We start from the raw sequence: 21,721 nt of genomic DNA on the forward strand, positions 1-21,721 counted from the left end.
AACTCGTTTTGCACATGCATTATCACCCAACGAAAACAAACCTTACGAACCTTATGCGAAACATTTTGAAACAATTCCGCAGAAACGCGGCGCCGATTCCCTTACTGGCGATACTCCTGCTGGGGACAGGCGGTTGCGAAAAGAGCCCCGAGGTTTCCGGACTGACCCGCAACACGGACGAACTGTCGTTCGCCTACAACAAATCGACACAAAGTTTCTCGGTGCGCAACGACGGCCGCTGGACCGTTTCGAGCGACGCCGAATGGCTTTCATTCTCTCCCGCCGAAGGGGTAGGCGACGGCACGGCCTACCAATATGTATATGTAACGGCGGCACACAACACAGGCGCCGCGCGCGACGCAGTCATCTACTTGCGCTCGTCGGACAGTTCGCTGGAAATCGCAGCGCACCAGGACGCAGGTTTCTTCGGAGTCGGCGAACCGGTCATATCCGGCGCACTCCGCATCAACTCGGCAACGCGCGCCACACTCGACATTCCCTACACCAAGGCGTCAGGCGGCGAGCAAATCCGCATAACCGCCCGGCTTTCCGGCGAGGCCGCCCCCGGCATCGAACTGCCCGCATACGAAACGACCATCGAACAGGAGGGCGACGGCACGATCTCGGCTCCGTTCTCGGGCACACCGTCGACCATGGGCGAACTGGCAGTCTGCGTCCAAATACATATCGGCGGACAACTGGCGCAGGAATCGGAGATTACGACGGACGTGATGGACGAAACCACCCTGCTGCTGATGACCGGCTCCCGGTTCAAATGGGGCGGCTACTACCTCGAAGAGCAACCCGGCGTGAAATCGAACCGCGGTTTCGAAATTACCGCCGAAGATGACAACGCCGAAAATTACGACACGTACATGGTCGCATGCAACTACGGCGATGCCGGGTCGGTCGACCTGTTCGCCACCAACGCCGCCTACAAGGAGGGGCTGGCGGCTTTCCGCGCGGCCCGCGGCCTGAACGGGTGGACGGGAACGAAAGTATACGAACACCCGGGCTATATCAAGATGGGCACGGGTTCCGTCGGCGGCTGGATACAGACCCCTGCGCTCGACGGACTCGACGGCACGGCCAACATCACCGTCGAATTCGAGTTCTTCCGCTGGCAGAACGACCCCGGCGAAGTGAATGTCCTGGCGATAGACGGCGGAACGGTGATCGGCGGAACGCTGCCCACCGCCACCCACGAATGGATTAAGATGAGTTGTATCGTACGCGACGCGACGAGTGCGACGAAAATCCGCTGGTCGGCGGCCAACCTTTCGACTTCGGGTTCGCGCTTCACGCTGCGCAATATCGTCATCTCGGAGGCCAAGGCCCTCAAGGAACCGCTGGCCACGCCGGGGAATATCCAAAGTACGGCAACCGACAACTCGCTCGCATTCACCTGGGACGGCGTCGCGAACGCCACCGCTTACCGGGTAACGCTCGCCGAGGCGTCACGGCCGCAGTTCACGATAGCCCAGACCGTACTCGACACCCAATATACATTCGGGGAACTGGCCGAAAACACGGAATACCTCTTTACGGTGCAGGCGCTCTACGAGGACAATGCGGCATTCGACTCTCCGGTTTCGGAGCCGGTCAGCGCCACGACGCTCCTTAACCTCCCGGCACTGCCCACGCCCGCGGTACAGCTGTTCAAATCCGAACGCGGCCTGCTCGTTTTCGAATGGACGGCCGACATGACCGACCAGCCCCAGCGTATCTTCAACATCGAACTGCGCAACGCCTCGGGCGAAGTCCTGCGCCGCTACGACCGCGTCACCTATACCGCCCAGTACCGCGCCAACCGGTTCACATTCGGCAAAGCGGCCCTTTCGACAGACTATACCTGCGCCGTACAGCTCGTTTCAACCTCCCCCGCCGACTTCAAAGACTCGGAATGGGGAACATGCCGGGTTACGAGCGCTGCGGCGCCCGACATGGCCGGAGTCGTCTTCTACGAGGACTTCAACGACATGTGGATAGCCGGCGACTACGCCAACGTCTCTTTCGGGGCAAGCCCGGCATACCTCGGCTCCACCCTGGCCCTCAAAAGCTTCGACACGGCGAGGGATAACTTTACGGAGGAAGCCGCGGCATGCATGCCGACCCTGAACGCAACCGACGTTTTCGGCCCGACGACGGCAAACGCCGCCTACCGCGAAACCTACTGGGGTGCGTGGAGCGAGGATTGGGCGACGCTGGCTGTCAATGCCGCAGCACTGCCCTACAACACGAAGATATACCCCTGCTGCGGCTGCATAAAATACGGCACCGGGTCGGCCAACGGCGTGCTGACGCTTCCGGCGCTGACAAAGCTCGAAAGCGCGACCGACGTAACGCTCACCTTCAAGGCACACCCCTACGCCGTACCCAACGCGTCGAGCGGCTCGCTCGAAGTCTCGGCGAGCGAGGGCCTCAACGTGACGGTAGCGATTTATTCCGGCGCCGGTTCGATTGAGGGCGCAGACAGCGACGGCAAAATGGTGCTCGCCAACCGGACGCCTGCCGAATCGGGCGCTAATGCCGCAGGGACATTTATCTTCACCGAACACACCGTACGGATCACGGGCGCCGACGCTACGACGCGCATCCTGATCGCCAGCGGCAAGGAGGCAAAATTCGTAAGTTCGAAAAACCGCATCTGGCTCGACGACATCAAAGTCACCCGGTAACGAACGCTACGAAACCCATACACTTATTATATAACCCGACGCCGGGCGGGGAGCACACCTCCCCGCCCCGTCAAAATCCGCAAGGATACAGTCATGAATAAAATCGAAAGTGCTCTGTCGAGAACGACAGATACCAAGGCGCTCGTTCTCGGCGAGGACGCAATCCCACAGGCGGCGCAAATGTTCAAAAACCTTTTTCCCGGGCAGCGGGCCCTTGTCGTCGCCGACACGAACACATTCAAGGTAGCCGGCAGGCAAACCGAAAAACTGTTCAGCGAAGCCGGCATCCCGCAGGAAACACCCTTCGTCTTCACCGATCCGGCACTTTACGCCGAATGGAAATACGTCGAGATACTCGAAGAGCGGCTCCGGCAAACCGACGCCATTCCCGTAGCGGTCGGCTCGGGCGTAATAAACGACCTCACGAAATTCGTCGCCTCGCACTGCCGCCGCCGCTACATGTGCGTGGGAACCGCGGCCTCCATGGACGGATACACGGCCTACGGTTCGTCGATCACATACGAAGGCAACAAACAGACCTTCGACTGCCCGGCGCCTTACGGCATGGTGCTCGACCCGGGCATTTCGGCCGCTGCGCCCGAAGAGATGTCCGCCTCGGGATATGCCGACCTGATAGCCAAAATCCCGGCCGGGGCCGACTGGCTGATTGCCGATGCCCTCGGCGTCGAGCGACTCGACGAATTCGCATTCCACGAAGTGCAGGACGGGCTGCGCGAAGCGCTTTCCGACCCGGAAGGCATCCGCAGGGGCGACGTACGCAAAGTCGGACAACTGGCCGAGGGACTGCTGTTGAGCGGGTTCGCCATGCAGGCGGTACAGTCGAGCCGCCCCGCATCGGGCGCTGAACACCAGTTCAGCCATTACTGGGACATGGAACACCTCACGCACGACGGCAAACCGGTATCGCACGGATTCAAGGTCGGCATCGGCACCCTCGCCTCGACGGCATTCCTGGAACTGCTCATCGCAACGCCGGTCGAAGAGCTCGACGTCGAAGCCCGTGTCGCCGCATGGAAGCCCTGGGAGGAGGTGGAACGCGAAATAGCCCACGTATTCGACGGTCGCGCGGACTTCATCGCCCGGGGCATCAAGGAAACCCGCGGCAAATATGTCGACAAAGAGGGGCTGCGGCACCAGCTGACGGCTCTGCGGCAAAAGTGGCCTGCACTCCGTGAAAGCCTCCGCCGACAGATACTCCCGTTCACGGAAATCCGGGAAAGGCTGCGCCTGGTCGGCGCTCCGTACGAGCCGGAGCAAATCGGGGTTTCCCGGGCCGGGCTGCGTGATACGTTCATCAAAATTCCCTACATGCGCAGCCGTTTCACCAACATCGACATCGCATTCCGGTGCGGCTACATGGACGAATGGCTCGACCGGCTCTTCGGCCGAGGCGGCATCTGGGAAATCAAATGACAAGCCGGAAAACCATGACACCCGAACAGAAAAAACGCTTCAAATACTGGCAGACACGGACCCTCATCGGTACCATGTTCGGCTACGCGCTGTTCTACTTCCTGCGCAAGAACTTTTCGCTGGCCATGCCCGGCATGGAGGCCGACCTCGGCATCTCGAAAACCGGACTGGGAATCTTCCTGACACTCCACGGACTGGTTTACGGATGCTCACAGCTCATCAACGGCATGTTCGCCGACCGCAAGAACGCCCGCTACTACATGTCGATCGGCCTGTTGCTGTGTGCACTGGCCAATTTCGCCTTCGGATTCGGCGAGGATGTTTCCTACTGGATAACGGGCGTGCACCAGGGCGTGCCGTTCACCAACTACCTGATTCTCTTCATGGGAATCATGTGGGTGCTGAACGGGCTGCTGCAGGGAGCGGGCTTCCCGCCCTGCGCGCGGCTGCTGACACACTGGATTCCGCCGCGCGAACTGGCTACCAAAATGTCGATCTGGAACACGTCGCACACCGTTGGCGCAGGCGCCGTAATCATCCTCTGCGGATACATCATGAGCCACATGGGCACCGACATGAGCGGCAATGCGGACGTGGTGGCGGCTATCGCCGCCAACCTGCACATCTCGCCCGACGATGCCGAAGGCATGCAGCGCGTAATGACTTCGGCGGCACACGTCGGCGCATGGCGCTGGTGCTTCTGGATTCCGGCCGGAATCGCATTCATCGGCTCCGTCGCCCTCTTCATGACCCTGCGCGACACACCCTCGTCGGTCGGCCTGTCCGAGCTGGAGGGCACGGAAACCGCCTCGAAAGCCGCTGCGAGCAAACAGGCGCAGGCAGCCGAGGCAAAGGCGTTCATCCGCAAGCAGGTCTTCCGAAACCCCATCATGTGGATACTGGCCTTCGCCAATTTCTTTGTCTACACGGTTCGTTTCGCCGTCCTCGACTGGGGGCCGTCCCTGTTGAGCCAGTCGAAAGGCGTGAGCATGACCAATGCCGGCTGGCTGGTCGCCATGTTCGAAATCGCCGGAACCGTCGGGATGCTCTTCGCCGGATGGGCCACCGACCGCTGGCTCAAGGGGCGGGCACACCGGACATGCGTTTTCTGCATGCTCGCCACGGCTGTTTTCATCGCCCTCTTCTGGCAGTTGCCCCCGACGACCCCCGTATGGGTATTCTTCGTCGTCCTCTGTGCCGCAGGCTTCTGCATCTACGGCCCACAGGCGCTCATAGGCATCGCAGCCGCAAACCAGGCCACCAAAAAGGCAGCCGCGACGGCCAACGGATTCAAAAGCCTGTTCGGCTACTTGAGCACAATCGTGTCGGGCATCGGATTCGGGTTCGTCGCCCAGCATTTCGGATGGAGCTACGCCTACATCGTCATGATAGTCATGGCGCTCGTCGGCATGGGCATCCTGCTTTTGATGTGGAATGCCGGGGCCGACGGCTACGGGCAGACGCAGGAAACCCCGGAAAAATAAGCGCCGGCCGGTACGGGATACAACCGTTTTTCAGTAAATTGACACATGAAACACAACCCAATAACCGAATTATGAAACAGATTTTATGTACGTTGGCTGCCATAGCCTGTGTTTTCACAGCGACAGCCCAGACCAAAGTGGTCGCCCACCGCGGATACCACGCGAAAAAAGGCTCGGCGGAAAACACGGTATCGAGCCTGCGGAACGCACAGAAACTCGGAGTTTACGGCGTGGAATTCGACGTCAACCTCACGGCCGACGACTCGCTGATCGTTTTCCACGGCCCCTGGCTCGAGGACAAGGCAGGCAAGGAACACCTCCATGTGCAAAAGAGCAACTACCGGGATATCGCCGTCCACCGCGTGCAGAACGGCCAGCCGATTCCGACCCTGCGCGAGTTCCTGCGGCAGGGGCAGCAGGACGAAAACACCAGGCTCGTCCTCGAAATCAAGAAGCACGCCACCCCCAAACGGGAAACGGAAGCCGTCGCGGCAATCGTCGCGCTCGTGCGCGAAACAGGCGTGGCCGGACACACCGAATACCTGTCGTTCAGCCAGCATGTCTGCCGCGAGCTGATGCGGCTGCAACCCGGCGCGAAGGTCATTTACGTCAACGGCGATTTGACGCCCGACCAGCTCAAGGCACAGGGATACGCCGGGCTCTCCTACAACCTGAATATCCTGATGAACCGTCCCGAGTGGATCGTGCGGGCCCATGAACTGGGCCTGGAGGTCACGCTCTGGATGACCAACCAACCCGATATCATCGAGTGGGGAATCCGCCACAACGTCGACTTCGTCTCTTCCGACGATCCCGTCATGGCGAAAGAGGTAATCCGGAAATACAGGCCGTAGCCCCGCGCGGGGAAGGCTCCGCACCCGGCACAGGCCGGGGTATAATCCAGACGGCCCGGATTTGTCCCGGTGCCGCAGGCACATCCCCGTACACAACTATCCCCCGCAATCCGGCGATTGCGGGGGATAGCATTTCACACGCAGCGCATGCCCGCCAAAACACGGACGCATCCGCCTGCCGAGCGGTTCCGGCTGCGCCTGCTATTCCAGCCGGGCGTCCAGGACGATGGGATAATGATCCGAAATATAGGGTGCGCCGTAATCGCCGCGCAGGACGGCGAAACGGTCGGCACGGGCATTGTCGTAGAAGATATGGTCGATCACCACGACCTGCCCTTCGCGTTTCCCGAATCCGTTGAAAGTCGTGCCCCGGTCTGTTTTCCGGGCAGTTTCGCGGGCATCTTTCATCACCGCTTTCAGCGGGTCGAAAATGGGATTGCCCGTTTCCGAATTGAAGTCGGCCGACAGGAACACCGGCATTCCCGCGGGCACGAGTTCGGCCATTTTCGCCACGATGAGTTTCAGCCCTTCGGCGCGCGCCTGCTTGCCTTTATGGTCGAGATGGGTGTTGAAGAAACAGAACTTTTTGCCGGTGGCTTTCACCGTAAAAATGCCCCAGGTGCACGTACGCCTGCAAGCCCCGTCCCAGCCGCGCGACACCTCACCGGGCGTTTCCGAGAGCCAGAACGTACCGTTCTCCCCTACTTCGACCTTGTTCGTGTCGTAATAAATCGCCATCATTTCGCCCCCGGCCTTGCCGTCGTCGCGTCCGACGCCGATGCGTTTGTAGTGCGGCAGATTGGCGTCGAGGAACGCAATCTGGTCGGGGCACCCCTCCTGAATGCCCATAACGGTCGGCTGCTCCTTCTCGACCATGTCGACGGAGGCCTGTTTGCGGTTGTCCCAGAAATTGTCGAGGTCGACTTTGGGCTGCCCGCTCATACGGACGTTATAGGAAATCACCCGGATACGGTTTCCCTTTCCGGAATTTTGCCGCGCGCAGCCGGCCAGCGGCAGCAGCGTCAGCGAACATATCAATAAAAAGAGGTTCTTTTTCATGGTAAGTCTTGTTTTTGATGTTTAAAGTTCGATGATTGCATAAATCGGATAGTGGTCGGACACGTAGGCGACCGAACCGTAGCTTTCGGTAACGGTGTGGTACTCCTTTACCGCCAGCGTTTTCGTGTAAAACACATGGTCGATGATACCCGTTTTCGCACCCCAGCCGTTGTAGGTGCCGTTAAAGTCGGTATGCCCCTCGGGCGCATCGTCGCGGGCGAGCCCCATGCTCTTTTTCAATTCCGCGAAAATCGCATCGCCGGACGTGGTGTTGAAGTCGGCCGTCAGCAATTGCGGATGTCCGTCGGGATTGTACTGCGCGAAGCGGGCCAGAATCAGCTCCATGCTTTTCGCACGGGCCCCGGCGACCAGGTCGAGGTGGGTATTGATATAGCAGAACCGCCTGCCCGTGGCTTTCAGCCGGAAGAGGCCCCATGTGGCCGACCGGTAATGGCCTGCGCCCCAACCAATCGCTTTCGAGGGCTTGTCGGGGGTTTCCGAGAGCCAGAACGTGCCGCCGTCGATTTTCTCGACATCGGCCTTGCGGAAAAGGATACCCATGCACTCGCCTTTCTGCGCCCCGTCGTCGCGTCCGACGCCGAATCCGTCGTACGCGTCGGCAAGTTGCGCTTTGAAATAGAGCCATTGCGTATTATAAACCGCCTCCTGAAATCCGACGACCGTCGGTTTCTGGTCTTTTATCAAATCCACACAGGCCGTCTTGCGAAAATCCCAATTGTTGGCGGGATTCGTTTCGCTTGCGGAGCCGTAGCGCACGTTGAAGCTCATCACCTTCACCTCCCCCGCTTCGGGGTATTTCTGCAAAACGGTTTCATGGATTGTCCCGCCGCCGTTCCCGGGTTTGGGTTCGGTTCCGGAGTTGTTATTCGACGACGAGCAGGCAGCAGCATTGCACAGCAGGCAGGCTGCTGCAATAAAAATTCGTGATTTCATTGTAGTAGGATTTTAGTGGGAATACCCGGTTGCACTGACCGCCCGTCGGAATGCGTTGAAAGCCGTATATTACGACTCGAAATTACGAAAACACCACCTTTTGCTTCGAAATTTCGATTTAAAGATATATATTTTCTTAAAAACTTCGATACATTCTGATAAAAAAAATATATATTTGTGTTAATCAGGGTCCGGAACGGATCCGCATTAACCATCAAAACCAGTCTGCCTATGGAGAAAAACAAGTAGCGAACCACCAAATGACCGCCCAACAAAAAACCACTTAAAACCACTTGATTCATGATGAAACACTTACAAATTTTCGTCTGCCTGATGTGCCTGACGGTAACAACGTTAGCCCAGGCCCAGGAGGGGGGGGGAAGCGCCCCGTCACCGGCACGGTAACCGACAACCAGCAGATTCCGCTGGCCGGAGTTTCCGTCGTAGTCAAAGGCACACAAACAGGCGCCGTTACCGGCGCAAACGGTAACTATTCGATCAATGCGGCCGACAACGCCGTTCTCCAGTTCTCATTCATCGGCTACAAGCCCCAGGAGGTTGCTATCAGCAACCGGACAACCGTCGACATCGTTCTGCAGGAAGAGGCCACGGCCCTCGACGAAGTCATCGTCGTAGGTTACGGCACACAGAAGAAAGCCAACCTCACCGGCGCCGTGGAACAAGTCACCAGCGAAGTATTCGCCGGACGTCCCAATTCCAACGTAGCGCAAATGCTGCAGGGACAAATCCCCAACCTCAATCTCAAACTCACCGACGGAAAACCGAACCGCTCGGCATCGTTCAACATCCGCGGCACGACCTCCATCGGGCAGGGCGGCAGCGCACTCGTGCTCATCGACGGCGTCGAGGGCGATGCTGCGATGCTCAACCCCGACGACATCGAGTCGGTGTCGGTGCTCAAAGATGCCGCGTCGTCCGCGATTTACGGTTCACGCGCTCCCTACGGCGTGGTGCTCATCACCACCAAGAGCGCGAAGAAAGGCCAGACCACGGTCAATTATTCGGCCAACTTCTCGTTCCAGGTGCCGACGAGCGTTCCCGACTACGAATCCGACGGCTACACCTGGTCGGAACACTTCTACAACGCCTACTACAACTACAACCACTCGAATCCCTCGGGCATCAACAAGTCGCAGCAGTTCTCGACCGCATGGCTCGCCGAGTACAAGACCCGCAAGGAGAACGGGCAGCTCGGCACGGTCGTCAGCAACGGAGAGTGGGGCACGACCAAAGGGCGCTGGGTCTACTTCAACGACAAGACCGACTACATCGGCATGATTTACAAGGATTACGTCTTCGCCCAGACGCACAACGTGTCGGTATCGGGCTCCGAGGGTAAGTTCGACTACTACCTCTCGGGACGCTACTACGGTTACGGCGGCCTGTACGACAGCCCGCACAACACCGACGAGTACAAGATGCTAAACACGCGCCTGAAAATCGGCTACCAAATCAAACCGTGGCTCAAGATTACCAACAACTTCGACATCAGCCGCAACAAATACTACAACCCGGTGACCTATTCGGAGGGCAACGGCAACATATGGCGCAACATCGCCGACGAAGGACACCCCTCGTCGCCGATATGGAACCCCGACGGCACGATGACCATGTCGGCCGTCTATTCCGTGGGCGACCTGCTCTACGGCAACAGCCGGCGCACCTATATCAACGACTACGTGAACAATACGATCGGCGCGCAGGCTACCTTCTTCAACAACAAACTGCGCATAAACGGCGACTTCACCTACCGCAACAAGAACTACTACCGCACCATCAAACGCGTGCGTACGCCGTTCTCGAAGATCGCGGGCGTCGAGGAAACGCTGGCCGGCACCCAATCCTACATCTCGGAGTTGAGCCAGAATACGATTTACCTCTCGACGAACGAGTATGCCGAGTATGAAAATACGTTCGCCCAGAAGCATTACCTCAAGGCGATGGTCGGCTACAACTACGAGGAGTCGAAGATGAAGAACCTCTATGCCTACAACGACGAGCTGCTGACCGAAACGGTCGACAACATCAACCTCGCGATGGGTACGGACAACCGCAGCATCACCGGCGCCTGGACAAAATGGCGTTCGGTTGGCACGTTTTTCCGCCTGAACTACATCTACGACAACCGCTACCTGCTGGAAGTCAACGGACGCTACGACGGTTCTTCGAAGTTCCCGTCGAACGAACGCTGGGCGTTCTTCCCCTCGGTATCGGCAGGCTGGCGCATGACTTCCGAGCACTGGTTCAAGGTCGACCCCAAATGGATTTCGAACATCAAGCTCCGCGGATCGTACGGTTCGCTCGGCAACAGCAACGTGTCGGCCTACACCTACGACGAGGTATTCTCGTTCTCGAACGGCCGCATCATCAACGGCACCAAAGTCCGCTACACGGATGTCCCGAGCCCTATTCCGGACAACCTGACCTGGGAGACGTCGAAGACAATCGACGTGGGCATCGATCTCGGATTCTTCAACAACCGGCTGAACATCACCGCCGACTGGTACAACCGCAAGACCGAGGACATGTACACCGTGGGCCCGACGCTGCCCGACGTCTACGGCGCATCTTCGCCCAAGGGCAACTACGCCGAAATGACCACCAAAGGCTATGAAATCTCAATCGAATGGCGCGACCAATTCAAACTGGCCCGCAAACCGTTCAACTACAGCATCCGCGCCACACTGGTCGACTACAAATCGAAAATCGACAAGTACAACAACTCGACGAAAAACCTCGGCACTTCGAATGCGCCCAGTTACTACGAAGGCATGACAATCGGTGAAATCTGGGGCTTCACGTCGCACGGGCTGTGGCAGGACGAGGCTGCCATCAACGCCGCCGAAGCCAAAGCCAAGGAGAACGGCCAGAAATACTACAACCCGCTGATGCAGACCGACAAGAAATACAAACTCTATCCGGGCGACATCAAGTTCGAAGACCTGAACGGCAACGGCTATATCGACCGCGGCGCAAACACGGCCGACGACCCCGGCGACCGCCGCATCATCGGCAACACCGAGCCGCGCTACATCTACAGCATCAGCTTCAGCGCCGACTGGAACAACATTTTCTTCAACATCTTCTTCCAGGGCGTCGGCAAGCAGGACTGGTACCCGGCCAACGAGTCGTCGTTCATCTGGGGCCAGTACAACCGTCCCTATGCGCAGATGCCGCGCTGGCAGGAGGGCAACTACTGGACCGAGGACAACCCGAACGCCTACCTGCCGCGTTACACCGGCTACTACGCACCGTTCTACAAAGGCGGCAGCAACGCCAACACGCGCTACCTGCAGGATGTGTCGTACATCCGCCTGAAGAACCTGCAAATCGGCTACAACCTGCCGGCGAAATGGCTCAAGAAAATCGGACTGAAGAAAGTGAGCGTCTTTTTCTCGGGTGAGAACCTCTGGACATGGTCGCCCATGTACCGTCACACCCGGGACATCGACGTTGCCAACATCTACGGAAACGACGCCGAAATCACCACGACCGGCGACGGTTACAACTACCCGAGCATGAAAACCTACAGCCTCGGCCTGAATGTCACTTTCTAATACGCACCAACCATGAAAAAAATACGCTATATAATCACTGCCGCGGCCCTGCTCCTCGCATCGTGCGACCTGACCGAGAACCAGCAGGCGACGGCCGACCGCAAAATGATCTTCGGGTCGGAAACAGGTATGAAGAACTACGTATATTCGTTCTACAACAAACTGCCGAATTACGACAATGCGTTCAAAAAAGACCTTACCTCCGACTACGGGGCAAAGAACTCCATCGGCACCTACGAGGCGGGCGCCTATACCACCGAAACCTCGACCAGCTGGAGCTGGGGCGACCTGCGCAACGTCAACTATTTCATCAAGTACAACACCGACGCAGGGGTCAGCGAAACCATTCGCAACAACTACACGGGCATCGCGAAATTCTTCCGGGCCTACTTCTATTTCGACAAACTCGTAACCTACGGCGAGGTGCCGTGGATCGACGAGCCGCTCGAGCCGGAAGACCCGCGCCTCTACGCCGGACGGGATACGCGCGACGTGATCATCACGAAGATGATCGAAGACCTCGACTACGCCTATGCGAATATCACCACGAGCGGCATTACAGGCAACTCGAACACCGTCAACAAATGGACGCCGCTGCTGTTCAAGTCGCGCGTCTGCCTGTTCGAGGCCTCGTGGCGCAAGTACCATGCGAACACGGACTATGTCAAGGGGTGCACCATCCCGGCCGACGAGCTTTTCCGGCAGGCAGCCGAAGCGGCGAAAACGGTCATGGACGACGGCCCCTACAAAATCCACACGGGAACGGCCTACGCCAACGGCCGCGGCGCCTACCGCGACTTGTTCATCAGCGACAACACGGTGACCGAAGAGGTGATGCTGGCCGTATCGCTCGACAAAGTGCTCCAGCTGGGCGAACAGAACTGGTACCTCAACTCTTCGACCTACGGGCCGCACCTCTGCATGACGCGGCCTTTCGCCAAGACGTACCTCAACATCGACGGCACGTTCTACAACGAGAAAAAAGCCGACGGGACGTACAAGAACTTCATCGAGGAAACCACCGGCCGCGACCTGCGCCTGAACCAGACCATCCGCGGATACGACTACACCCGCAAGGACTCGAAAGGCAACTACGTACCGACGTCGGCAAACTTCACCGGACATACCCTGACGGGCTACCAGTTCACCAAATACGTCATGGACGACGTATCCTACGACGACGGCCGCACCAACGACAACGACATTCCGATCTTCCGCTACGCCGAGGTGCTGCTCAACTACGCCGAGGCCAAAGCCGAACTCGGGACGCTGACCGATGCGGACTGGAAAGCGACGATCGGCGAACTGCGCCGCCGCGCAGGCATCACGGGCGGGGCGCTCGACGCCAAACCCACGACCGTGGACTCCTACCTGCAAAAGACCTACTACCCGGATATTACCGACCCCGTGCTTCTCGAGATACGCCGCGACCGCGCAATCGAGCTCTGCCTCGAGGGAATGCGCCTGATCGACCTCAAACGCTGGGCCTGCGGCAGCCTGTGGCAGGATGCAGAGTGGACGGGAACGTACATTCCGGCACTGGACACGCCGCTGGACATGAACGGCGACGGCACGGACGACGCTTACTTCACGACCGACACCAAGTATTCGGGCCCGCACAAGGGAATCGCCGTATTCCTGACCGGCGCCCAGAGCGTGAAACAGCTCACCGACGACCCGAACAACGGATACGTAATGTTCTACAACGAAACCTCGCGCACCTGGAACGACAACATGTACCTCTACCCGATTCCGTCGCAGGTTCGCGTCAAGAACCCGGCCTTGAGCCAGAACCCCGGCTGGTAGCAGCCGCCTGTCGTTAAACCGAAGCCTCCGTACCGACTTGGTACGGAGGCTTTTTCGCGTATCCCGCATTCCGCAGCACACTTCCACGTCGCCGGTTTCGGCGCGGGGACAGGTCCCCAATAAAACAGGCCGGAGAATCTCTCCGGCCTGTTATGTACATCGTCCGCAACCGCGGCTTCGCAAAGCCTATTCCCGGACGAACTTTATTCCCAGTTCGTACAACAGGTAAAGCGGCAGGAAAACGATCATCAGCGTGAACGGGTCGCCCGTCGGGGTGATAATCGCAGAGAGTACCAGCAGGATAACGACAGCGTGTTTCCGGTATTTCCGGAAGAACGACTTGCGCACGAGCCCCAGTTTGGAAAGCAGCCACGCCAGCAGCGGCATCTCGAATACGATTCCCATGACGAATACGAGCATCAGGAAATTACCCATGTAGGAGTTCAGCGATATCTGGTTGGTAATCATCGCACTCAACTGGTATTCGGTCAGGAAGCGGAACGTAAAGGGGAAGACCAGCAGGTAACCCACGGCGCATCCCAGGAAAAACATAAACGTCCCGAATACGAACGCCAGGCCGACGCTCTTCCGCTCGGTGTCGAACAGGGCCGGCTGCACGAACCGCCATGCCTCGAATATCAGGTAGGGGAATATCAGCACCAACCCGAACCAGAACGACGTGCTGATGTGGGTCAGGAATTGCGACGCGACGTTGATGTTGATGATCTCTACGGAAAAATGGTCGTTGCTGAAATCGGGGAACAGCGGGCTCACGCCGCCCAGTTTGGACAACCACCTGTAAAGGGGAAAATCGGATGTGGTCGGGGCCAGCACGAAATTGTCGAACAGGTAGGGCATGAGGCAGAAACAGACGACCACAAATACAAACAGGACGGCTATCACGCGCACCAAAGCCCAACGCAGGTCTTCGAGGTGTCCCCAGAACGTCATTTCCTTTTCTTCCATGGCATAGTAGTTTTTCGCTCCGGACAGAATTTCCGGAGGTATTCATGTTATTAAAATATCCGGCTATCCGTCAAGATAGCCGGATATTTTCAATCGTCCGGAGAACTATTTGCTGTACGAGGCCTTGACAAAAGGCGCCTTAAGCAGGTAATCCAGACTCAATTTAACGCTTTTCTCGACGTCGTAGCTGTACTGCTCGACCTCGACGATGATGTTTTCGACACCTGCCGTCTTGGCGTTCTCGAAAATAGCGTCGAAGCCCACCATACCGCTCTGGCCGATTTCACGGCGATCCTTGATGTGGAGCATCTTGAAGCGGCCGGGATATTTATGGAAATAATCAACGGGGCTCGCCTGACCCATTACCGCCCAGTAAACGTCCAGTTCGATGAACAGGTTTTCGGGGTCGGTGTTCTCAATCATGTAGTCCAGCATCACCGCCTTGTCCTCGACTTTCTTGAACTCGTGGGCGTGGTTGTGGTAACCGTACTTAATCCCGGCTTCCCTGCACTTCTTGCCGATTGCGTTGAGGTAGTTGCAGTAGGTCTGCATGTCCTTGAGCGTCTTGGGAACGGGCAGGTACGGGGTAACGATGTACTCCATGCCCGCAGCCTTGTGCGCTGCGATGCACTGATCCCACCATTTCATCGACTCGGAGAAATCGCCCGAAGCCAGTTCCTCGTCCGAGAGGCCCTTGCCGCAGTGCGAAGAGAGCACTTTCATGCCGGCTGCTTCCACGTCGCGCTTGAACTCCTCGGGAGTCTTGCCGTAGAACTTGCCGTCGTTGTAGCTGGCAGCCTCAACGGAGGTGTAACCCATGTCGCCCAGCGACTTCAGTATCTTACTGTAATCATGCTGGTTCCGGCCGAAGCTTCCGATCAGATCCCGGACCGAATAGAGCTGGATGCCGATATCCTTCTTTGCCTCCTTCTTCGCCTTGGCGAATGCCCCGCAGGGGAGCATCGCCGAAGCGAGGAGGATGCAAACCGCTGTAAACAGTTTACGTTTCATAATATAGCCTGTCAACGGGTTCGTTAGTCGAGCACCTTAACGCGGATGTTGCGGAACCATACATCGTCGCCGTGATCCTGGAAGCCGATGTAACCCTCACGCTGTGCGCCGCCGCAGTTGTTGAGCAGTTCGAAAGCCAGCGGCCATTTCTCGGGGCTGAATTTGCTCTTCTCGAGCATCTCCGTCCACTGGGGAGTCCACAGGTGGTATTCGACCACGTTCTGGTCGTTCTGGCCGTGTACGACGGTGCCTTTGTAAACCATAATCTTCGCCTTGTTCCACTCGCCGTAGGGCTTGGAGTTCTGCGGAACGGCCGGAATCATGTCGTACAGCGACGCCGACTTGCGGTTGCCGTCGACACCCAGCTTGGCATCGGGATGGTTCTCGTTGTCGAGTACCTGGTACTCGGGGCTGGAGATGTAAATCGGCTCCATCTTCTGCTTGCCGTCCTTGGTCGTAGCGACCTCCTGTGCGAGGTAGAAGATACCCGAGTTGCCGCCTTTGGCCACTTTCCACTCCACTTCGAGTTCGAAGTTCTTGAATTTGTGCGTGAAAATCAGGTCGCCGCCGTCGCCGTCCTGGGCTTCACCGCCGCCGGAGCCGTTGAACTTGATGGCACCGTTGTCGATTGTCCACTTGGTGGGGACATGGTCTTTTCCGTAACCGCGCCAGCCGTTGAAGGTCTTGCCGTCGAAGATAACGTAATACCCGTCCTTGTCCTGCGGGAAGCCGGCGAGATCCACCGTAGCATTCTCGATGACTTTGTATTCGGGTACGGCTTTGGTTTGCGCCGTTGCATCCGCCTTGGTATCGGCAGCCTTGGTTTTGGCGCCGCGTCCGCCGCAGGCTACCAGCGACACGCTCATTGCGAGGCAGGTCGAAAACAAAAAGAACTTTTTCATAGATTGCTTTTTATTTTAATTGATTTCGTAAAATTCGGTTTATGGATGATTAACGGGGCATGTCGGGCAGTTTCCAACCGTCGCGGTAGGTGTGCTTGATAAGCTCCTGTGCGAACTGCTGGGCATTGACGGGATCCGTCCAGGTCTTGTTGAACGTAGGATGTCCGTCGGTAATGCTGAAGCCGTCCTTGATGACCGTCCTGATCGTCGCGTCGTCGGGAATATTGGTGAAACGCATGTTCTCGCCGTCCCATACCAGCTCCCGGTTCAGGCTCTGCAGGCGGACAGCCAGCACACCCATAACGACCATTTCGTTGAACGGGCCGGCCTCGCTGAAGTCCGATGCGCTCAACACGCGGTCGTCGGCATCCTCCTTGCAGGCACGCACCCAGTCCATCTGGTGCGACTCCTTCACCTCGCGCAGCACCTTCGGCGCATTGGGCACACGACCCGACACCAGGTAGGGGTTCACTCCGTAGCAGCCGCAGATCAGCGTATCCTTCGTACCGTAGAAAATAACGCCGCCGCCGGCCATGTTCAGGTCTTTGCCTGCGGGCAGTCCCTCGGGACGCTCCGGTTTCAGGCCGCCGTCGTACCAATATACTTCCACTTCGGGCATGGCGACTTTCGGCATGTTATCACGTGCCGGGAAGACGAACTTAACCGTCTGCGCCATCGGTGCGGACTCGTTGAGCAGCAGCGTCGAGCTACCCTGCACCTTGGTCGGGTATCCGAGCTTCAGGCCCTTGAATACCGGGTGGAGGATATGGCAGGCCATATCGCCCAGTGCGCCGGTACCGAAGTCCCACCAGCCGCGGAAGTTCCACGGAGTGTAAATCGCATTGTAGGGACGGTAGGCTGCCGGGCCGATAAAGGCATCCCAGTTCATCGTCTTGGGAACGCGCTGGTTGTCCTCGGGACGGCTCAAGCCCTGCGGCCAGATAGGACGGTCGGTGAAGGTTTCGACTTTGCGCACCTCGCCGATTTCGCCGTTCCAAATCCACTCGCAAACCTTGCGGACGCCTTCGTCCGACGCACCCTGGTTACCCATCTGGGTCGCAACCTTGTATTTGTCAGCCAATTTCGTCAGCAGGCGGGACTCGTAAACCGTATGGGTCAGCGGTTTCTCGACATAGACGTGCTTGCCGGCAGTCATCGCATCGGCTGCGATAATCGCGTGCGTATGGTCGGCGGTAGCCACCATCACGGCGTCGGCCGATTTGAGCATCTCGTCGAACATCTTACGGTAATCGTTGTACTTTTTGGCAGCGGGGTAACGCTTGAAGACATGGTCGGCGTATTTCCAGTCGACGTCGCACAGGCCGATGATGTTCTGGCTTTCCAGCCCTTTCAGCACCGAGGAACCGCGTCCGCCGATACCCACGCCCAGAATGTTGAGCTTATCGCTGGGCGCCGTATAACCGAACTTCTTACCTAAAACCGTACTGGGGACAACTGCTAAACCGATTGCAGCCGCAGCTCCTTTTTTCAGGAACTTTCTTCTTGACATTTCGTGTGACATGGTTTCTTGATTTAAGTTAGTGATTTATAGATGGCTATTTATTCGTATCCGTATTTTCGATGTCGTTTTCAATGTTGTTCATTCCCTCCTTGAAGCTCCGGACACCCTTGCCCAGTCCCTTCATCAGTTCAGGAATTTTCTTGCCGCCGAAAAGCAGCAGCACCACGAGTGCGATGACGATAATCTCGCCCGCACCCAGATTGCCGATAAACAGTAAATTATTCATGGTCGAATGTTTTTAAAAGATTTATATAGTTCGTTTCAGGTCATTTACGAGAATTTCCGCAACAGTCCGTAACCGTTCGACATCGTGCGGCGGCGTTCGCGGATTTGTTGCAGCGTTTCCAGGTTCCCGATTGCGGGCAGGTCGTGCTGCAGCGAATCCTGCAGGAACCTCCATGCATATTCCGAAGCCGTCGCCGCATCGCGGAACGTGGGGAGCGCTTCGCTCCGCACCCCGGATTCGATCGACTGCGCGAATCGCTCGCACAGCACGTCGATATTCTTTCCGCCGTAGGGCTGCATAATCCGGTGGGTCTGCGTCACCCCGTGCAGTTCGACGATCGCCGTTTTGAAATCGTGGGTCATCCGGGCGATTCCTTTCGTACCGATAATATCTACATACGAGTTGTGGGTCTGCTTCTCGGCCAGCTGTCCGTAAACATGCCCCTGCGTAATGTCGAATACGACGCCGTTTTCGAACGTGCCGTGGCACTGGAGCCACCACGGGTCTTTGTAGTCCCACATGCGGATGGCCTGCGCATTCCACGTTTTGAATTCCGATTCGGCATACCAGCGTGCGATATCCACGTAGTGCATCCCGCAGTCGTGGAACGACGGGCCCTCGAACTCATGGCCCTCGCCCGGCGCCAGTCCGGGCGTCATGTGGCAGACCCGGACAATCGCCAACTCCCCGATTTCACCCTGATCGATAAAATCTTTAATCGCCTTGTGGTACCACGAGTTGCGCAGGTAGAGGTTGACCGTCGAGAAGAGTTTCGTCCCCTCCGCCAGTTCCACCGCCTGCCATTCGTTCTCCACGGTGTCCGAGATCGGTTTCTCGGCGATAACGTGCTTCCCGCACGCAAAAGCCTTTTCGACCTGGGCTTTCCGCGAATCGGCCAGTGCGAACAGGCCGACCACCTGAACTTCCGGGTCGTCAAAAATGAGCTGTTCGTCGGCTATCACTTTCGCACGGGGAGCCAACTTCCGGGCATACTCCCGCGACTCGGGCGACAAGTCGCAGATGTATGCCACATCCCACTTCCCGCTCTTTTGCATCTGCTCGAGGTAAAATCCCCCCATTCTGCCAAAGCCGATCAGACCAACTTTAATAGGATTCATTTCGTAGTCAATAAAGGTAAAGGTAATTTAACACAAGCCCCCCATCCCCCTCGGTCGGGGTTTCCGGACGGCCGCTTATTATACAAAATTAATCCGAATATATACCTTATTTATAAGTTGTGTCGGAAATTGTAGACTCGTAAAAACCCACACTCCTGACAACCTGTTTCTTACACAATTCACAAACCGAAAAAATGTAGACATTTTGGAATGAATCACGCCTCTTTTTCCGGCATCACGCCGATCCTCATGACCATTTTTTCGAAATCTTCCCTCGATATCGCCGCTTTATTGCGTGCTTTTGTCCGGTAGTTATATACCGTACTCATCGAGCACCGCAGGAAAGAGGCAATCTTGGCGCTGTCGGTAATGCCCAGCCGCAGCAGGGCGTAAATCCGGAGCTCCTTGTTCAGCAGATCGTCGGACTTGAGGATTATCCGCTCGTCCTCGACCAGCAGCGCGTTGAAATCGGCGACGAACGTCGGGTAGAGGTTCAGGAAAATCGCATCGAAATTCTTGTACAGTTCGTCCAGCTCGTCCTCCATCATCGAAGTGGACTTCAGCCGGCGGTACAGCTCCTCGAACCGCCTGTCCTTGGCCAGTTTGTTCAGCGACTTGCGGTAGTTCTCCATCTTGTCGATATACATGGAGCACAGGTCGAAAAACCGGGCTATATACTGCTCTTTGATGATGTTCGAATCGGACAGCTGCGTATTCTTCTCATGCAGCTCGTCGTTGAGCTGCATCAGGCGCCCGTTGGTCTGCGAAAGTTCCTCCTTAATCCGGTAGAGCTTGTGAACCTGCTTGTAGACATAGACGAACAGCAGGACGAGGAACAGCGAAAGGACGCTGATCAGCACGAGGTAGTGCTGCAACTTGGATTTGGACTTCGCCTCCGAAGCCTGGTAGGTCGCATTGATAATCGAATAGAACTTCGACATCTGGGTGGTGCGGAACTGCACGTTGCTGAAAACCGCGTCTTCAATGGCCGCCTGCGTATATCTGAACGCCCGGGACAAGTCACCCGCGTCGTAGTACATCATCGCCAGCGTGTGGAAGGCGGCGTTCTCCTTGGTCGCATTCTTCGCATCGGCGATGGCCGAAAGCATGTAGTATCTTTTCTCCGCCTCCGTATCCTTTCTCCGTCGGCACAAACGGCCGAACGCGTAGGCCGTCTCGGCATACTGCGGGGTGTCTTCCCCCACCTCCTCGAGCAGCCCGGACAGCATCGATTCGGCCTCGTCGAGCCGCCCTTCGCCCATGAGTTTGTAGCTCATGTTGATCCGGTACAGGAACGAGGAGGGGGCGGACACCATAATCAGCGAATCGCGGTACTTGTCCATATCGCGCAAATAGCGGCTCTGGCTGCTCAACGCGGCGTAATGCTGGTAATACCTGTTATAGGCTTCGTAATAAACGGGGAGCAGGTCGCGCGGAAGGGTCGCGGGGTCTATCGACCGCAGTATCCGGTTGGCTTCGACGCACATGCCGGAGAATGAATACAACTGCGCCCGATACAGGTCGGACAGGCATACGAGCCGGTTGTTGCCCAGCTTGCGGGCGATATCGAGGTTGCGCTCGACGTAGTAGATGGCCGAATCCAGCTTGTATTTCCTGAATTCGTTGTACAGTTCGGTGTTTATCTCATACTCCTGTTCGGGAGTGAGGTTGGTAACGCCCAGCAGGTTCTTCAGCCTGCCAATCCGCTCCTCTTTCTCGTCCTCGAAAATCTGGCGGTTCTCGATGATGTAGTCCAAGTAGTCCGACAAAGAGCGGGTTTCATCCTGCCGGCAGGCCGAAAGTTCCAGCAGCCCGAACAGCAAAACGAAAAACCGCACCCAATATTTAGTTCCGTATAGTCCCATCATACCGCCTGGTGTATCTTTTCGGCCCGAAAACGGCGGCCGACAGGCCATATAGTGCCGTTAACAGATTTTTTTACTTCGTAAAGTTACACAAATTAACAGAAATAAAAAATGTCCCGTTTCATTTTTCAGGCTATCGGTTGCCTTTTATTTGCGCTGCCCACACCGTACCGGCTGGCAATCGGTACACTACGCAGGCGACAAAAAATTCGGCAACGCACACCCCTCTTCCGCCACAGCGGGCGCTGACACCGCTCACTCCCC

15 protein-coding genes are annotated in these 21,721 nt (G+C 57.3%); 6 read left to right on the forward strand and 9 right to left on the reverse strand.

Translation table 11 applies throughout. The features are described from left to right. Positions 1-53: 53 nt before the first annotated feature. The 4 genes from QZT71_RS05110 to QZT71_RS05125 all read left to right on the forward strand — a co-directional run bounded on the left by QZT71_RS05110 (position 54) and on the right by QZT71_RS05125 (position 6,450). Positions 54-2,678, forward strand: a complete 2,625-nt coding sequence (locus QZT71_RS05110) for a fibronectin type III domain-containing protein (RefSeq protein WP_295913390.1) — start codon at positions 54-56, stop codon at positions 2,676-2,678. A 93-nt stretch (positions 2,679-2,771) separates the two neighbouring features. Beyond that, a complete protein-coding gene (locus QZT71_RS05115; protein ID WP_295913392.1) occupies positions 2,772-4,112 on the forward strand; it encodes a sn-glycerol-1-phosphate dehydrogenase in 1,341 nt (446 codons plus the stop codon). 14 nt (positions 4,113-4,126) lie between these two features. Beyond that, positions 4,127-5,596, forward strand: coding sequence for an MFS transporter (locus tag QZT71_RS05120; RefSeq protein ID WP_295913395.1), 1,470 nt, complete (start codon positions 4,127-4,129; stop codon positions 5,594-5,596). A 71-nt stretch (positions 5,597-5,667) separates the two neighbouring features. Then, positions 5,668-6,450, forward strand: a complete 783-nt coding sequence (locus QZT71_RS05125; RefSeq protein ID WP_295913397.1) for a glycerophosphodiester phosphodiesterase family protein — start codon at positions 5,668-5,670, stop codon at positions 6,448-6,450. A 201-nt stretch (positions 6,451-6,651) separates the two neighbouring features. On the opposite strand, the gene QZT71_RS05130 is transcribed toward QZT71_RS05125, so the two are convergent. Together QZT71_RS05130 and QZT71_RS05135 are read right to left on the reverse strand one after the other, a co-directional pair. Beyond that, positions 6,652-7,509 (reverse strand): endonuclease/exonuclease/phosphatase family protein, encoded by an 858-nt coding sequence (locus QZT71_RS05130; protein WP_295913399.1) that lies wholly within the window; start codon positions 7,507-7,509, stop codon positions 6,652-6,654. A gap of 21 nt (positions 7,510-7,530) precedes the next feature. After that, positions 7,531-8,463 carry an endonuclease/exonuclease/phosphatase family protein gene (locus tag QZT71_RS05135; protein ID WP_295913401.1) on the reverse strand — a complete coding sequence of 311 codons (933 nt, stop codon included), beginning with the start codon at positions 8,461-8,463 and terminating at the stop codon, positions 7,531-7,533. A gap of 335 nt (positions 8,464-8,798) precedes the next feature. On the opposite strand from QZT71_RS05135, the gene QZT71_RS05140 reads away from it, so the two are divergent. Together QZT71_RS05140 and QZT71_RS05145 are read left to right on the forward strand one after the other, a co-directional pair. Continuing rightward, positions 8,799-12,041, forward strand: a complete 3,243-nt coding sequence (locus QZT71_RS05140; RefSeq protein WP_295913403.1) for a TonB-dependent receptor — start codon at positions 8,799-8,801, stop codon at positions 12,039-12,041. 12 nt (positions 12,042-12,053) lie between these two features. Continuing rightward, positions 12,054-13,847 (forward strand): RagB/SusD family nutrient uptake outer membrane protein, encoded by a 1,794-nt coding sequence (locus tag QZT71_RS05145; protein ID WP_295913405.1) that lies wholly within the window; start codon positions 12,054-12,056, stop codon positions 13,845-13,847. A 186-nt stretch (positions 13,848-14,033) separates the two neighbouring features. Here QZT71_RS05145 and tatC read toward each other — a convergent pair whose 3' ends face one another. From tatC to QZT71_RS05180, 7 genes are all read right to left on the reverse strand, one after another. Continuing rightward, positions 14,034-14,813, reverse strand: coding sequence for a twin-arginine translocase subunit TatC (gene tatC, locus QZT71_RS05150; RefSeq protein WP_295913407.1), 780 nt, complete (start codon positions 14,811-14,813; stop codon positions 14,034-14,036). Positions 14,814-14,918: 105 nt separating this feature from the next. Beyond that, entirely contained in the window at positions 14,919-15,824 is a 906-nt protein-coding gene (locus QZT71_RS05155; protein ID WP_295913409.1) for a sugar phosphate isomerase/epimerase, read from the reverse strand. A 23-nt stretch (positions 15,825-15,847) separates the two neighbouring features. Continuing rightward, complete coding sequence (locus QZT71_RS05160) at positions 15,848-16,726, reverse strand: DUF1080 domain-containing protein (protein WP_295913412.1); 879 nt, start codon at positions 16,724-16,726, stop codon at positions 15,848-15,850. A gap of 49 nt (positions 16,727-16,775) precedes the next feature. Beyond that, positions 16,776-18,248: a Gfo/Idh/MocA family oxidoreductase gene (locus QZT71_RS05165; RefSeq protein ID WP_295913416.1), complete on the reverse strand. Its 1,473-nt coding sequence runs from the start codon at positions 18,246-18,248 to the stop codon at positions 16,776-16,778. A 34-nt stretch (positions 18,249-18,282) separates the two neighbouring features. Beyond that, positions 18,283-18,474, reverse strand: a complete 192-nt coding sequence (locus QZT71_RS05170; protein ID WP_295913420.1) for a twin-arginine translocase TatA/TatE family subunit — start codon at positions 18,472-18,474, stop codon at positions 18,283-18,285. A gap of 44 nt (positions 18,475-18,518) precedes the next feature. Then, complete coding sequence (locus tag QZT71_RS05175; protein WP_295913422.1) at positions 18,519-19,592, reverse strand: Gfo/Idh/MocA family oxidoreductase; 1,074 nt, start codon at positions 19,590-19,592, stop codon at positions 18,519-18,521. A 215-nt stretch (positions 19,593-19,807) separates the two neighbouring features. Continuing rightward, the gene (locus tag QZT71_RS05180) at positions 19,808-21,460 is read right to left on the reverse strand and encodes a DUF6377 domain-containing protein (RefSeq protein WP_295913425.1); all 1,653 of its coding nucleotides are present in this window, start codon (positions 21,458-21,460) and stop codon (positions 19,808-19,810) included. Positions 21,461-21,721 lie beyond the last annotated feature (261 nt).

The organism is uncultured Alistipes sp. (assembly GCF_902388705.1).
Lineage (GTDB): Bacteria > Bacteroidota > Bacteroidia > Bacteroidales > Rikenellaceae > Alistipes.